At 69.0% G+C, this 13,299-nt stretch carries 14 protein-coding genes; 5 read left to right on the plus strand and 9 right to left on the minus strand.

Annotation, left to right across the window (positions count from 1 at the left end; genetic code table 11):
- Positions 1 to 131: 131 nt before the first annotated feature.
- The gene (locus AC5P9N_RS14055) at positions 132 to 1,031 is read right to left on the minus strand and encodes a LysR family transcriptional regulator (protein ID WP_012479212.1); all 900 of its coding nucleotides are present in this window, start codon (positions 1,029 to 1,031) and stop codon (positions 132 to 134) included.
- A 90-nt stretch (positions 1,032 to 1,121) separates the two neighbouring features.
- Here AC5P9N_RS14055 and AC5P9N_RS14060 point away from each other — a divergent pair, with 90 nt between their 5' ends.
- The gene (locus AC5P9N_RS14060; protein ID WP_099485037.1) at positions 1,122 to 2,540 is read left to right on the plus strand and encodes an MFS transporter; all 1,419 of its coding nucleotides are present in this window, start codon (positions 1,122 to 1,124) and stop codon (positions 2,538 to 2,540) included.
- 136 nt (positions 2,541 to 2,676) lie between these two features.
- On the opposite strand, the gene AC5P9N_RS14065 is transcribed toward AC5P9N_RS14060, so the two are convergent.
- Genes AC5P9N_RS14065 through AC5P9N_RS14080 form a run of 4 tightly spaced genes read right to left on the minus strand, consistent with a single transcriptional unit; the run spans position 2,677 to position 5,531 of the window.
- Complete coding sequence (locus AC5P9N_RS14065; protein WP_060380826.1) at positions 2,677 to 3,474, minus strand: N-formylglutamate amidohydrolase; 798 nt, start codon at positions 3,472 to 3,474, stop codon at positions 2,677 to 2,679.
- Positions 3,467 to 4,021, minus strand: a complete 555-nt coding sequence (locus AC5P9N_RS14070; RefSeq protein WP_005408165.1) for an NUDIX hydrolase — start codon at positions 4,019 to 4,021, stop codon at positions 3,467 to 3,469. Before AC5P9N_RS14070 ends, AC5P9N_RS14065 begins: the two co-directional genes overlap by 8 nt.
- Positions 4,018 to 4,953, minus strand: coding sequence for a 5'-3' exonuclease (locus AC5P9N_RS14075; protein ID WP_005408166.1), 936 nt, complete (start codon positions 4,951 to 4,953; stop codon positions 4,018 to 4,020). The genes AC5P9N_RS14070 and AC5P9N_RS14075 overlap by 4 nt, the downstream gene beginning before the upstream one ends.
- On the minus strand, positions 4,950 to 5,531 hold the full coding sequence (locus tag AC5P9N_RS14080) for a nitroreductase family protein (RefSeq protein ID WP_043033804.1): 582 nt from the start codon (positions 5,529 to 5,531) through the stop codon (positions 4,950 to 4,952). Before AC5P9N_RS14080 ends, AC5P9N_RS14075 begins: the two co-directional genes overlap by 4 nt.
- 331 nt (positions 5,532 to 5,862) lie before the next feature.
- Here AC5P9N_RS14080 and pacR point away from each other — a divergent pair, with 331 nt between their 5' ends.
- Complete coding sequence (gene pacR, locus AC5P9N_RS14085) at positions 5,863 to 8,184, plus strand: PacR family protein (RefSeq protein WP_005408168.1); 2,322 nt, start codon at positions 5,863 to 5,865, stop codon at positions 8,182 to 8,184.
- Positions 8,185 to 8,235: 51 nt separating this feature from the next.
- The gene (locus AC5P9N_RS14090; RefSeq protein ID WP_012479216.1) at positions 8,236 to 9,315 is read left to right on the plus strand and encodes an NAD(P) transhydrogenase subunit alpha; all 1,080 of its coding nucleotides are present in this window, start codon (positions 8,236 to 8,238) and stop codon (positions 9,313 to 9,315) included.
- 121 nt (positions 9,316 to 9,436) lie between these two features.
- Here the strand turns inward: AC5P9N_RS14090 and AC5P9N_RS14095 are convergent, their stop codons facing one another.
- Genes AC5P9N_RS14095 through AC5P9N_RS14105 form a run of 3 tightly spaced genes read right to left on the minus strand, consistent with a single transcriptional unit; the run spans position 9,437 to position 10,809 of the window.
- On the minus strand, positions 9,437 to 9,898 hold the full coding sequence (locus tag AC5P9N_RS14095) for a DUF3106 domain-containing protein (protein ID WP_012479217.1): 462 nt from the start codon (positions 9,896 to 9,898) through the stop codon (positions 9,437 to 9,439).
- A gap of 3 nt (positions 9,899 to 9,901) precedes the next feature.
- On the minus strand, positions 9,902 to 10,228 hold the full coding sequence (locus AC5P9N_RS14100; RefSeq protein ID WP_012479218.1) for a hypothetical protein: 327 nt from the start codon (positions 10,226 to 10,228) through the stop codon (positions 9,902 to 9,904).
- On the minus strand, positions 10,225 to 10,809 hold the full coding sequence (locus tag AC5P9N_RS14105; RefSeq protein ID WP_077684483.1) for an RNA polymerase sigma factor: 585 nt from the start codon (positions 10,807 to 10,809) through the stop codon (positions 10,225 to 10,227). The genes AC5P9N_RS14100 and AC5P9N_RS14105 overlap by 4 nt, the downstream gene beginning before the upstream one ends.
- Positions 10,810 to 10,907: 98 nt before the next feature.
- On the opposite strand from AC5P9N_RS14105, the gene AC5P9N_RS14110 reads away from it, so the two are divergent.
- Complete coding sequence (locus AC5P9N_RS14110; protein WP_099485038.1) at positions 10,908 to 11,228, plus strand: NAD(P) transhydrogenase subunit alpha part 2; 321 nt, start codon at positions 10,908 to 10,910, stop codon at positions 11,226 to 11,228.
- Positions 11,225 to 12,685, plus strand: a complete 1,461-nt coding sequence (locus tag AC5P9N_RS14115; protein WP_012479220.1) for an NAD(P)(+) transhydrogenase (Re/Si-specific) subunit beta — start codon at positions 11,225 to 11,227, stop codon at positions 12,683 to 12,685. Before AC5P9N_RS14110 ends, AC5P9N_RS14115 begins: the two co-directional genes overlap by 4 nt.
- 132 nt (positions 12,686 to 12,817) lie before the next feature.
- On the opposite strand, the gene AC5P9N_RS14120 is transcribed toward AC5P9N_RS14115, so the two are convergent.
- On the minus strand, positions 12,818 to 13,237 hold the full coding sequence (locus tag AC5P9N_RS14120) for a hypothetical protein (protein WP_005408175.1): 420 nt from the start codon (positions 13,235 to 13,237) through the stop codon (positions 12,818 to 12,820).
- Between the last annotated feature and the right edge of the window lie 62 nt (positions 13,238 to 13,299).

A 13,299-nucleotide genomic window follows, 5' to 3' on the forward strand; every position in this document is an offset into this window, starting at 1 on the left:
GCCGGGCCATGCGCGGCGCTACCAACCCTCGTCCACGCGTGGCGTGGATCTACCACAGCCTGGTAGTGCCGGCCGCTGGCCGGCAAACCTGAAACGGGTGGATTCCTGCAGGCGCCGGCCAGCGGCCGGCGCTACCAATCCCCGGCCAGCAATGCGTCGGCCAGCACCTGCAGCTTCGGCGAATGCTGGCGCGACGGCGGGTAGATCAGTGACAGCGCGCGGCTGCGTCCCTCGAACGGCTGCAGCACGCGCTGCAGGCGGCCGTCGGCCAAGGCATCGGCCACCGCGAAATCCATTACCTGCACGATGCCGATGCCGGCGATGGCCGCTTCCACCAGCGGATCGCCGCTGTCGAACACCATCCGCGTCGGCGGCGTGAACTCGCGCAGTTGCCCGTCCTGCAGGAACTGCCAGTCCACCAGCCGGCCACTGCGCAGGTTGCGCACCGCCAGGCAGGCATGATCCTGCAGCGCGGCCACATCATCCGGTGCGCCACAGCGGGCCAGATACGCGGGGCTGGCCACCGTCACCCAGCGCAGCGGCCGCAATGGCCGCGCGACGATGCGCTGGTCGGCGATGACGCCGGTGCGCAGCGCGGCATCGAAGCCTTCCTCGACCAGATCGACCAGGCGGTCGCTGAGCACGGCTTCCACCTGCAGTTGCGGATGCTGTTCCAGTAATGGCGCCAGCATCGGCACCAGCACCTTGCGCCCGAACATCGACGGCGCACTGATCTTCAACGTACCCGAGGGCGTGCACGGGCGGTCGGCCAGTTGCCGCTCGGCATCGTCCAGGCCGGCCAGCAGCGGTGCCACCTGTTCCACGAACTGGCGGCCATCCGGGGTCAACGCCACGTTGCGGGTGTTCCGCTGCAGCAGCTTTACCCCCAGCGTGGCTTCCAGCCGCCCGATCGCGCGCGACAGGCCGGACTGGCTCAGGCCCAGCTGCCCGGCAGCGACGGTGAAGCTGCGTGCCTCGGCCACCTGCACCAGCATGCGCACGGCATTGAGGTCCAACGAGGATCCATTCATGCCGAAAATCATGACAGATATGGTCGGGCAGGGGTTTATTGATTGGCCCGCATCAATGAGACTGCGCTCCCCCATCGATCCAGACCGCCGATGCCTCCCCTCAAATACCCGCGCTGGGCGTTGACCCTGCTGGCCACCGCGCAGCTGATCATCGCCCTGGACGCCACCATCATCTTCGTCGCCCTCCATGACATGGGCCGCGCGCTGCAGATCAACGCGCAGCAGCTGCAGTGGGTGGTCAGTGCCTACACCGTGGCGTTCGGTGGCAGCCTGCTGCTGGGTGGCCGCGCCGCCGACCTGATTGGCCGTCGCCGTTTCTACCGGCTGGGCATGCTGCTGTTCGCACTGGCGTCGCTGCTCGGTGCGTTGGCGCCGAATGCCACCTTGTTGATCATCGCGCGCGCCGCGCAGGGCGTCGGTGCGGCCCTGCTGTTCCCCGCCACGCTGGCACTGATCAACACGCTGTACGCCGAAGGCCCGGTGCGCAACCGCGCGCTGGCGATCTGGAGCATGGCCAGTGCGGTCGGCCTGGCGCTGGGCACGCTGCTCGGTGGAGTGCTGACCCAGGCGTTCGGCTGGCCGGCGGTGCTGGCGGTGATCGTGCCGCTGGCCACGGCGTGCGCGGTCGCAGCCGGTGCGTGGTTGCCGTCCGATGGTCCAAGGGTGCGCGGCCGCTCCTTCGATCTGGCCGGTTGTCTGACCGTCACCGCCGGCGGCAGCCTGCTGGTCACTACCCTGGTGCAAGGGCCGGAGTGGGGCTGGACGGCACCGGCCACGCTGATCTGCCTGCTGCTTTCAGCCGTGTTGTTGACGGTGTTCGTACAGATCGAAAAACGCAGCCGTGACCCGCTGATGCAGTTTTCGCTGTTGCGCCTGTCGGGCCTGCGCGCGGCACTCGGCCTGACCTTCGCCTTCATGAGCAGCTATGGCGTGCAGTACTACTTCCTGGCGCTCTACTTCCAGGATGGCTATGGCTGGAGCCCGCTGCAGGCCGGCATGGCCTTCCTGCTGCCGACGTTGGTGTGCACCTTCGGCATCCGTATTGCCGAACGCATGCTGCGGCGCCGTTCGCCAAGGCAGGTACTGGCCTGGGGCTTCGCCGCCGGTGCCATCGGCATTGCCGCGGTGGCGCTGGCGATGCCGCACGGTGCCAGCTACTGGCCGCTGCTGCCGGGCATCGTGGTGCTCAGCATCGGCCAGGGCATGAGCTGGACGGCGATGTGGATCGTGGCCGGGCAGGGAGTGCCGGCCGCACAGCAGGGCGTCGCGTCCGGCATGGCAGCCACCGCCCAGCAGATCGGCGGGGCGTTGGGACTGGCGGCGCTGGTGATGGTGGCCAACGCCGCGCGCGGCACGCAGGCAGCAACCAGTGCCGACGCCCTGCAGGGCATGGTCAATGCACAGTACGGCGCCGCGTTGTTCGCCGCGCTCGGCGTGGTGATCGCGCTGGGCCTGCGCCCGGCGCCGGTCGAGTCGGCCGCCGCCGTCTGCCCGGTCAGCGAGGCATGATTGAAGGCGCTCCCGTGGGGGGGTGTGCCATGCCTGCGGTGGTGCCGGGCGCTGGCCGGCAACCTCGGGGTGGTTGGATCATTGAGGTTGCCGGCCAGCGGCCGGCGCTACCGATCCGGGATGGATCCACGTGCGTTCAACCGAACGCCAGCAACTGCGGCTGCAATGCGCTGAAGATCCGCGCCAGCCGCTCCGCCCACGCCTGCTGCCCAGCCACATCGGCGATCAGGTCCTGGCGGATCTCCAGTTCCACGTGCACCAGGCCACGGCCTTCGCCATGCACCGGTACCGCGTAGTCGCTGGTACTGCTGACCGAATATGGTTCGTTGTCACCCACCACCAGGTCGCCTTCCTCGCGCAGTGCCTGCAGCAAAGCATGGGCGAAGCGCGTGTCCTGGTGGTACAGCACGCCGACATGCCACGGTCGCTGCGCGCCGTTCATCGCCGGAGTGAAGCTGTGCATCATCACCAGCAGGGTGGGGCGGCCGGCATCGCGGCGTGCGTCCAGTTCCGCGTCGATGCGCGCGTGGTAGGGCGCGTGGATCGCATCGATACGCTGCTGCCGCTGTGCCGCCGACAGCCCGGCATTGCCCGGCACGACGGTGTGGTCGCTTACTTCCGGAATCAGCGTCGGCGAGGCCAGCGGGCGGTTGCAGTCGATCAGCAGCCGCGAATAGGTCTGTTCGATGGCCCAGGCATCCAGCCGTTCGGACAGTGCGCGGGTGGTGCCGGCAATGCCGATGTCCCAGCCGATATGGCGGTCCAGTTCGGCCTGCGGCAAGCCCAGGCCTGCGAGGACACGCGGCACCTGCTGGCCGGCATGATCGGCCAGCAGCAGGTACGGCGAGGCACCCTGAGGCCGGTGGATCGTATGGATCGCCGGGTCGTCTGCGCCGAGCAGCGCCGGCAGCGCGTGCAGGTCGGCGTCAGCCACGCGGGCGTCCGTCCAGATGGTGCTCGATCATCCACAGCCCGGCCCAGAGCTTGGCGTCCAGCTCGTAGCCTTCGCCCATCTTCTGCACCAGCCAGGCCGCTGCCTCACTGCGCGGAATCTCGTGCACGATGATGTCTTCGCTGTCGTCACCACCGCCCTCGCCAACGCGGCGCAGGCCGGTCGCGCGCACGAAGGCGATCTTCTCGCTGCTGGCGCCGGAAGAGGTCGGGCCGATCAGCAGCACTTCGGCGTGATCGGCGGTCCAGCCGGTTTCTTCTTCCAGTTCGCGCACGGCCGAAACTTCGATCGATTCGCCGGCGTGGATGTCGCCGACCAGGCCGGCCGGCATCTCGATGGTGGGTGCCTGCAGCGGCACGCGGAACTGTTCCACGAACAGCACCTTGTCCTCCGGGGTGACGGCGATGATGATCGCGGCCAGGCCACCGGCATGGGTACGTTCGCTGTATTCCCAGGTGCCGCGCACCAGCATGCGCTGGTACTTGCCTTCATAGACGACACGCGGGGCTTCGGTGTTGCGCTGGCTCATGCGGGCTCGCTGTGGGTGGGAAGAATATCGGGCACGCCGGCGGCATCGAACAGCCGGCGGCGGGTCATCGGGCCGAAGCGCAGGGTCTGGCACAGGCCGCCGAGCAGCTCGGGATCGGCCGCCTGGCGCAACAGGCCGGGCTGGCTGCCTTCCAGCGGCGCGTCCAGCGCGATGGTGGTCAGCTGGCGCCAGAGCTGGGCGTGCTCGCGCTGCTCGCGCAGGCGCACCGCCATCTGGGCGGCGCCGCGCAGGCGCAGGAACGGCACTTCGTCGAGGCGTTCGTACAGTGCATCCATGCTGCCGAAATGGGCCAGCAGCACGGCGGCGGACTTGCTGCCGACGCCACTGATGCCGGGAATGTTGTCCACCGCATCGCCGCACAGCGCCAGGTAGTCGGCGATCTGGTGCGCGTGCACGCCGTGCCGCGCCTTCACTCCGGCCACGTTCCAGCGCTGGTTGCGTGCGTAGTCCCACTGCTCGTCGTGATCCAGCAGCAGCTGCGACAGGTCCTTGTCGGCGGAGATGATCACGCCGCGGTGGCTGCCACGATGCACATGCAGGGCGCTTCCGATCAGGTCGTCAGCCTCGTATTCATGGTGGGCCAGAACGGCGAGGCCCAACGCTGCGCACAGCGCCTTGCAGTGCACGAACTGGCGCTTGAGCGCCTCCGGCGCCGGGTCGCGGTTGGCCTTGTAGGCGGGGTACAGGCGGTGGCGGAAGCCACTGTCCAGCGCTTCGTCGAAGGCGATGGCGATGTGACGCGGGCGTTCGCGCTCGAGCAGGTCCAGCAGGAAGCGGGCGAAGCCGTGCACGGCATTGGTCGGCCAGCCCTGCGCGTCCTGGAACTGGTCGGGCAGGGAGTGCCACGCGCGGAACACATAGATGCTGGCGTCGACCAGGTACAGCGACGGCGGTGGTACCGGCAGGGTCATGCCGGAGGCGTCCAGTCGCGCAGCAGGATGGCAGGGTCCGGACGCTCGCGCTCGGGCACGGCGGCCTTCGGCGTGCCGATATGGATGAAACCGGCGATGCCTTCGCCCTCGGCCAGGCCCAGGTAGGCGTGCACGGCGGGGTCGAAGGCCATCCAGGCGGTCAGCCACTGCGCGCCGAAGCCCAGCGCCTGTGCGGCCTGCAGCAGGGCGAAGCAGACGCAGCCGGCGGTCATCAGCTGCTCCTGCTCGGGGACCTTCGGGTCCGGGCGCGGGCTGGCCACCACCACGATCACCAGCGGCGCATGGCTGAAACGCTGGCGATCCTTCTCGAACACGGCCTCGCCCGCATGCGGGTCGCGTTGGCGGCTGCGCTCGGCCAGGAAGTCGCCCAGAGTGTGACGTGCATCGCCGGCGATCTTCAGGAAGCGGAACGGTACGCGCTTGCCGTGATCGGGCACGCGCACTGCCGAAGCCAGCATCCGCTGCAGGGTGGCCGGGTCCGGGCCGGGCTCGGCCAGTTGCCGCGAAGGCACAGAGCGGCGGGCATCCAGGGCGAGCAGGGCGGCGGGGTCGGGCATGGAGTCTGAACCGGTCATCACGAAGGTTTGATTATAGTCGGGGTGGTCAAAGACACCGTCTGTGTCGCGTCTGGCCTTTGAATACCAAACTGTGATGAACGTCATGCCACTGGCGGGAAACGGGCGGCCGCTTCCCCTCGCCTCGCAGGCCTTGCACGGCTTACGATATCTACCTTGCCGGGCCGCCGGTCATGAGGTTTGAAGTGAGGACTGTTTCACTGTCCGTGACGGGCTGGCCGGCCTACCATCGACGTACCGGTACATGGGGTGTGCCGGTCGTCGCGATGTCCACGTTGTCTGTCGTACCAGAGAAGGTGGGGAGCCTTCCCGAATGATGAGCGCGCCCACACCGATGGGATCGCCGGGTCGTGACCCGGCCCAGCTCCAGCGTGCCCGGGACATGGTCCTGCCCGCGCTGTGCCAGGCCTTTGGCGCGGCACTGGCGCGCTTCGACGATGCCCTGTTCGACCGGGCCGGCAATGCCGGTTCGTCGCAGCTGCTGTTCCTGGATGCGATGCGCGAACTGCGCCGCCGCCGCGAGGACATTGCCGGTGCCTTCTCTGGCCACCTGCAGCGGGCCTGGGATGCGCTGGCCAGTGGTGAGCCCATGTCGGCCGAATCGACGCTGTCCGGCCCAGCCGAGGATGGCCTGAGCCTGCTGGCCGAGCACGTGCTGGAGTCGCGGCTGGCGGTGCGCAATTTCGCCACGGTGCTGCTGCGTGACTTCAAGCCGGTGCTGGCGCGGCTCGACCGTCGCCTGGGCCGTCTGGTCGGCGGCGCCGAACTGGATGCCGACCATAATCCCATCAGCCCCGAACACCTGGGCGTGGCCATCCACGAAGCCTTTGCCGGCTGTGAACTGGCCCCGGAAGTACACCTGGTGCTGATCAAGCTGTGCGAGCGCGACCTGCGCGCGCCGGTGGGTCGCATCTACGAGAAGCTGGACGAGCAACTGGCCGCGGCCGGGGTGATGTCGCAGATGGGGGCGCCGCGGCGTCCGCCGTCGGCCGCGCCCGACCCGCGCATGGCCTCGGGCCTGGATGACCTGGTGGAGCAGCGCCCGGGCTCGGGCCTGGACGGCGAATTCGGTGATGACGAGCAGGCCGCGCCGGCCTGGGCGCAGCGCTTTGCCGCACGCTGGTCCGAGCGGCGTGGCCACATGCAGCAGCACCTGGGCGCCGAAGGCAGCGGCACCGGCGAGGCCCATGCGGGCCAGCAGGGCATGCTGCTGGAGGCGCTGCACGAACTGCTGCAGCAGACCCGCCACGTGCGCGAGGACGCGACGTCGGCCGCACAGGTGGCGATCGGCCAGCAGCGTCCGCTCAGCCAGCGCGAGATGATGTCGGTGCTGTCGCTGCTGCAGGCCACGCCCAGCGCGACCCTGCGCGCAGCGATCGGCGAGGACGGCGAATCGTTGGCGCAGCGGTTGAAGAGCGAAGTGCTGTCCAGCGCCACCCGTCTCGGTGTCGACCCGGGCCAGACCCGGCTGGACCCGCAGGACGAGGATGCAATCGACCTGGTGGGCATGCTGTTCGACGTGATGCTGGACGAGCGCGAACTGGAAGGCCGCTCGCGCGAGTTGATCGGCCGCCTGGTGGTGCCGTTCGTCAAGGTCGCCATGCTCGACCGTCGCATGTTCGTGCAGAAGACCCATCCGGCGCGCAAGCTGCTCAACTCGCTGGCCGAGGCCTGCGAAGGCAACACCGGCGAAAGCCAGGCCGAGCGCATGCTGATGGCCAAGGTCGAGGAGATCATCGAGCGCCTGGTCGCCGAGTTCAACGAGAACCTGGCGATCTTCCTGACCCTGGAAGAAGAATTCCGCGAGTTCCTCGTGCAGCATCGTCGCCGCGTGGAAATCGCCGAGCGTCGCGCCGCCGAAACGCAGCGTGGCCAGGAAAAGCTGGAAATGGCCCGTACCCGTGCCGGTGCCGAGCTGGACCGCCGCATTGGTGATGCCACCTTGCCGCCGGCCATCGCTGAATTCCTGCGCCAGCCATGGCAGCACCACCTGACCCTGGCGCTGCTGCGCGAGGGCGAGGAGGGCGCATCGGTGGCCGAAGCGCTGAGCCTGGGCGACGGGCTGCTGGAGGAAGTGGCCGAGGCCCGCCGCCAGATCGTCGGCAAGCCGTGGCTGCAGGCCTGGCAGCCGGCGCTGGCCAAGGTGTTCGCCAGCGTGGGCGTGCATGGCGACGCCGCCACCGGCGCCATCGATGCCCTGCATGACACCCTGCAGGGCATTGCCGAATCGCGGCCGGAACTGCAACGCGCGCTGCCGGAACTGCCGCAGGTGGCACTACCGACCCCGCCGGTGGCCGAATCGCCGGCGGTCGAGCTGGGCGGGCAGATCGACGCCGATGACTTCGACAACGCCGACGCCGACCGCTTCCGCCGGATGGAGATCGGCAACTGGCTGGACTTCGTCGACAAGGACGGCAAGGTGCAGGCCGGCAAGCTGTCCTGGGTCAGCCCGATTTCCTCGCGCCTGCTGTTCGTCAACCGTCGCGGCGTGCGCTTCTGCGTGGCCTCGCCGGAGGAACTGGCGGTGATGGTGCGGCTGGGACGTCTGCGCGCCCATGTGGATGATGGTGCGTTCGACAGCGCGATGCAGGGTGTGATCGATCGGCTGGACCCGGGCAGCGCCACGCTGCACTGAGTGGAGCCGCCTGCTAGGATCGGGAAAACTCACCGATCAGCGGGGACCTGCATGGCCGTGGCGTTGCTGGGGATCAAGGAGACCGCGCCGGGCGAACGGCGCGTGGCGCTGACGCCGGAAACCGCGCGCAAGCTCGGCGCCCTCGGCATTACCGTCTGGTACGAGGCCGGTGCCGGTCTGGCCGCAGGTTTCACCGATGCAGCCTATGACGACGCCGGTGCCCGCGCATTCGACGCCGGCCGCTGGGCCGAAATCGACATCCTGTTGTGCGTGCAGGCGCCGCCGGCGGCGGTGCTTGAACAGCTCAAGCCGGGTGCCACCGTGGTTGGCCTGTTGACCCCGGCCAGTGATCCGGGCCTGGCGGCACTGGCTGCCGATGACCGCCTGCACCTGTTCCCGCTGCAGCAGCTGCCGCGCACCACCCGTGCGCAGGCGATGGACGTGCTCAGTTCGCAGGCCGGCATGGCCGGTTACAAGGCCGCGCTGATCGCCGCCGAACGCGCACCACGTTTCTTCCCGATGTTGACCACCGCTGCCGGCACCGTGCGTCCGGCCAAGGTGCTGGTGATCGGTGCCGGCGTGGCGGGGCTGCAGGCCATTGCCACTGCCCGGCGTCTCGGTGCACAGGTGGAAGGTTTCGACGTGCGTCCGGAAACCCGCGAGCAGATCCAGTCGCTGGGCGCGCGCTTCCTCGACCTGGGGGTGAGCGCGGCGGGCGAAGGCGGGTACGCGCGCGCGTTGACCGATGAAGAGCGTGCCGAGCAGCAGCGCCGCCTGGCCGACCACCTGCGCAGCGTGGATGTGGTGATCTGCACCGCAGCGGTACCGGGGCGACCGGCGCCGACGATCGTGACTGCCGCGATGGTGGAGGGCATGGCCACCGGCAGCGTGATCGTGGACCTGGCTGCCGAGAGCGGCGGCAACTGCGCACTGACCCAACCGGGGCAGTGCATCGAGCATCAGGGCGTGACCATCGATGGCCCGCTGGGCCTTGCCAGCCGCGGCGCCACCCAGGCCAGCGAGATGTATGCGCGCAACCTGCTCAACTTCGTCGCGCTGTTCGTGCGCGAAGGGCAGCTTGGTTTCGACTGGGAAGACGAGCTGCTGGCGAAGACACGCTGGCAGGCGTGAACGACATGGGGTCAGATCCCTTTGCCTCTGGCAAAGGGCTCTGACCCTGGTTCCCGGAATCTGCCAGGGGTCGGATCCCTTTGCCTCAGCAAAGGGCTCTGACCCCGTTCCCCGCGGCGTTTCAGCGCGGCTTCGCCGGCGGTGGGTTGTCGCGCACCCAGTCCTTGCGTTGTTCCGGCGTCATCTGCGACCAGCGCTCGCGCAGTGCATCGCGCTGCGCGGGCGGCAGTTCCCGCATCTGGCCGAACAGGGCCCGGGCCTGCTCACGCTGTTCCGGGCTCATGTGCTCGAAGCGGCGCAGGCCACGGCGGGCCTTGTCGCGCTCCTCCGGGCTCATCGTCTGCCAGCGCTGGCCATGCGAGAGCATGCGCTGGCGCTGGCCGGCATCGGCGCTGTTCCAGCGGTCGCGCAGTGGCGCCAGCAGCGATTCCCGCTGCGCTTCGCTCAACTGTTCCCAGGCCGGCAGCGGCGTGGCCGGCGCAGGGCGTGCCGCAGGGGCGGGCGCGGCGCTCTGCGCCAGCGCCGGGAGGGCCGGCAGCAGCAACAGGGTCATCAGCAGGGGCAGGGTGTGCAGTCGGGACATGATTCACTCCATCGCCAGGTCGGTATCGCCCAGCCACAGGTACAGATCGGGATTTTCGTCGTAGAGCGCGCTGTTGTCTTCCACCGAGGCCAGCACAGGTGCCGGCGCGGGGCCCGTCAGCGTGCCATGGCCAGTGAACTGCAGGCCGATACCCAGCGCCACCACCAGTGAACAGGCGCTGGCCAGCCACCAGCGCAGGCGCCCGTGCCGGGTCGCGCTGGCGCCGTGTCGGGCCTGGCGCAGGCGTGCCAGTGTGGCCGGCGACAGCGCATGCAGCGACTGCGCGTGCAGGCTGCGCAGGGTGTCATCGGAAGGCAGGGAGCGGTTCACGGGTGGATCTCCAGGTAGTCCTGCAGCGCCTGCCGGGCGCGTGCCAGATGGGTTTTTACCGCGCCTTCGCTGCAGCCCATGGCGCGGGCGGTGGTGGCCCCGTCCAGGTCCTGCAGCACGCGCAGGGTGAAGGCCTCGCGCTGGCGGGCGGGCAGGCGGCGCAACGCGTCCACCAGCTGCTGGTACTGCTGGCGCTGTTCATGCGCCTGTGCCGGGTCCGGGCCGGGATCGGCCCAGTCGATCTCGCCGCCTTGCGCGTCCTGGTTGTCGCGCCAGAACGGCAGGCGGAAGCGGCGCCGGCGCTGCACGTCGATCACGCGCCGGCGCAGGATGCTCCAGAACAGCGGCGCCCATTCGGCTGCCGGCTTGTCGGCGTAGTCCAGCATGCGCAGCAGCGCGTCCTGCACCGCGTCCATGGCGTCTTCGCGCTGGCGCAGGCCGGCCTCGGCGAAGCGGAACGCGCGCGGGCCGACGCTGGCCAGGAACGCTTCCAGCGATGCCGGCAGGGCATCGGTCTCGGCGCTCGGGGGGACGGGGCTGCTCACCAGCACAGGGTACGGTTCCTCGCTCGGGGTCACCATCGACAACGCGTGAGCGCCGCTTCGGTTGACGCCGGGTGCACGCCGGGTTCAGCCCATGGTTATGATGGGCCGACGAAGACAGAGCGGGAGCGTTGCCAGTGAGTGCCGGGTTCGTAGCGCTGTACATCTTCATGCTGGCCGCCATCGCCGGCCACGTGATCATTTCGCGGGTGCCGGTGATCCTGCATACCCCGCTGATGTCGGGCTCCAATTTCATCCACGGCATCGTGCTGATCGGCGCGATGGTGGTGCTGGGGCACGCACAGACACCGTTGGAGAAGGCCCTGGGCTTCCTCGCCGTGGTGCTGGGTGCCGGCAATGCCGCCGGTGGCTACGTGGTTACCGCGCGCATGCTGGAAATGTTCAAGCCGAGCGCGCCCAAGGGCGGCAAGGACGAGCCGAAGGAGCCGCAGGCTTGAACATCAGCACCGTCGAACTGCTCGACTGGCTGGTCAAGGCCAGCTACCTCGTCGCCGCCACGCTGTTCCTGCTGGGCCTGCAGCGCATGGCCTCGCCACTGACCGCGCGCAGCGGCATCCGCTGGGCCGGGCTGGGCATGCTGCTGGCCACGGCGGCCACTTTCTTCCTTCCCGAACTGCACAACGTGCCGCTGATCCTGGTGGCGCTGCTGCTCGGCGCGGGCCTGGCCTGGTGGTCGGCCGGCAAGGTTGCCATCACCGACATGCCGCAGATGGTGGCGCTGTACAACGGCATGGGCGGTGGCTCGGCGGCGGCGATCGGCGCGGTGGAGCTGCTGCGCTACGCTTTCCTTGCCAACCGCGATACCAGCCACTGGAGCGCGCAGGCGCTGGCCGATCTGGCCGCGCGCCAGCCGTCGGGCACGGTGCTGCTGCTGGCGGTGGTCGGCGCAGCGATCGGCGCGGTGTCGCTGTCCGGCTCGGTGATCGCCTGGGCCAAGCTGGATGGACGCCTGGACAAGCGCGTGACCTGGCCGGGCCAGCAGGTGATGAACCTGCTGGTGGCGCTGGCGGTGGTGGTACTGGCGATCATCGCCGCCAGCACGCTCAGCACCTGGGCGATCGTTGCCTTCTTCGTACTTGCGCTGACGCTGGGCGTGCTGATGACGCTGCCGATCGGTGGCGCCGACATGCCGGTGGTGATCTCGCTGTACAACGCGTTCACCGGCCTGGCGGTGTCGTTCGAAGGTTACGTGCTGGGCAACGAAGCATTGATCATCGCCGGCATGATGGTCGGCGCGGCGGGCATCCTGCTGACCCGTCTGATGGCCAAGGCGATGAACCGGCCGATCCGCAACGTGCTGTTCTCCAACTTCGGCGGTGGTGCTGGTGGCGAAGCGCAGGCGATCAGCGGCTCGCAGAAGCCGATCGAAGCGGCTGACGTCGCCGCGATGATGGCCTTCGCCGAGCGCGTGGTGATCGTGCCTGGCTACGGCATGGCCGTGGCGCAGGCGCAGCACAAGATCTGGGAGCTGGCGCAGCGGCTGGGCCAGCGCGGGGTGAAGGTGAAGTTCGCGATCCACCCGGTGGCCGGGCGCATGCCGGGGCACATGAACGTGCTGCTGGCCGAAGCGGGCGTGCCCTACGACCTGATCGCGGACATGGACGACATCAACCCGGAGTTCGCCAACACCGACGTGGTGCTGGTGATCGGCGCCAACGACGTGGTCAATCCGGTCGCACGAACCGATCCGGCCAGCCCGATCTACGGCATGCCGGTGCTGGACGTGGTCAATGCGCGCAACGTGGTGGTGATCAAGCGCGGCAAGGGCACCGGCTTCGCGGGCATCGAGAATGCGCTGTTCTACGCCGACAACACCCGCATGCTGTATGGCGACGGTGCCGAAGCGGCAGCCTCCCTGGTCAGCGAGTTGAAGGCGCTCGACGGCGGGCATTGAGGACCGGGGGCGGATCCCTTTCCGCAGGAATGGGCTCTGATCCCTTTGCCGGCCAGCGGCCGGCACTACCATCCCATCCATGCATGCGTGGATCTACCTGCATGTCCCCGGCGGGCGTGGCAACCGGCGCGCTCAGCGCGCCAGCCAGGCGCCTACGGCCACGGCCACGGCCAGCCACAGCCACTCCACCGCGCCATTGGCCAGGGTGACCAGGGTCCAGGCCAGGTGCGGGCCCATCCGCATCGTGGCGTCCCACAGGTCCAGCCCGATCGAGCCGCCCATCCAGGCGCTGGCGATGGTCCAGTTGGCCACGGCGGCCACCAGCAGGGTGCCCACCACGACCAGCACGATGCGCAGCCGGCCCGGGCCGAGCGTACCCATGCGCAGCATGAACACCAGTTCCAGGGCGGTCAGTACCGCCATCCAGCCGACCTGCCGGCCGGTCATCAGCGCCAGCACCATCCAGGCAAGGGGAGCAACAACCAGGCCCAGCAACAGCATGATGGGCCAGAGCCAGGTCACGGTCCTGGCACGCGCGGCATTGGAGGACATCGAAGCTCCCTGAAGATCACCCACAGGATACTGTGGTTTGCGGCGGTGCACCGGCGGTGCCG

This window comes from Stenotrophomonas sp. YJH_SMC_6, assembly GCF_059371335.1.